We start from the raw sequence: 1,137 nt of genomic DNA on the forward strand, positions 1-1,137 counted from the left end.
CTGACCGGAACCCCCGTCGACTGGACCACCGTCCTGCCCAACGCCCACCCCGTCCAACTGCCCACCTACGCCTTCCAGCACAAGCGCTACTGGCTCGACGCCACCACCGGAGCCGGCGACGTCACGGCGGCAGGACTCCAGCAGGCCGGGCATCCGCTGCTCGGCGCCACGATGGAACTGGCCGGGACCGACCGCACCGTGTTCTCGGGGCAAATATCAGTCGCATCGCACGGATGGCTGGCGGACCACGCGGTCCACAGCACCGTCCTGGTACCCGGCACCGCCCTCGTCGAACTGGCCCTGCGGACCGGAGACGAAGTGGGCTGCGACCGGTTGGAGGAGTTGACCCTCCAGGCGCCACTTGTCCTGCCGGAGACCGGTGCCGTGCAGCTCCAGGTAGCAGTGGGAGAGACGGACGCCGAAGGCCGCCGTACCGTCGAGATCCACTCGCGTCCGGAGCAGGACATGGCTGAGACGGCCTGGACCTGCCATGCGCTCGGCGCCCTCACCGAGGGCGACACGTGTCCCGCACCCGCCGCCCTGGTGGGCGTCTGGCCCCCGCAGGATGCCCAGTCGGTCGGGATCGATGACTTCTACGACGGACTGATCGACCGGGGCTTCACCTACGGGCCCGCCTTCCAGGGCTTGCGTCAGGTCTGGCGGCGCGGCGACGAGGTGTTCGCCGAGGTGGCCCTGCCCGAGGAGGCCGCGGACACGGCGGACGCCTTCGGAGTGCACCCGGCACTGCTCGATGCCGCCCTGCACGCCATGAACTTCGTCTCTGTCTCCGAGAGTTCGGGCACTCCGCTGCCGTTCTTGTGGTCCGGGGTGTCCCTGCACGCCGTGGGTGCCACGGCTCTGCGGGTGCGGATCGCACCGGACGAGGCGCGCGGCGGCATGACCGTGGACCTGTTCGACGAGGCCGGACTGCCCGTCGTGTCGGTGGAGTCGCTGGTACTGCGTGAGGTGAGCCCGGAGCAGCTGGCGATCCCGGACGACGCCGATTCCCTGTTCCGGGTGGAGTGGGTACCGGTGCCCGATCGTCCCGGTCAGGGCACCTCATGGGCGGTACTGGGACACGGCCCACTGGCCGATGGCGGTGCCGTGTTCGAAGACGTGGAAGCTCTACTGGCCGCC

At 70.0% G+C, this 1,137-nt stretch carries 1 protein-coding gene; it reads left to right on the forward strand.

What is annotated here, in order from left to right; genetic code table 11:
* A partial coding sequence (locus ACFVW8_RS39165) for a polyketide synthase dehydratase domain-containing protein (protein ID WP_389698834.1) occupies positions 1 to 1,137 on the forward strand: 1,137 nt, incomplete at both ends.

The sequence above is a fragment of the Streptomyces sp. NPDC058221 genome (assembly GCF_042882365.1).
In the GTDB taxonomy this organism is placed as follows: Bacteria; Actinomycetota; Actinomycetes; order Streptomycetales; family Streptomycetaceae; genus Streptomyces.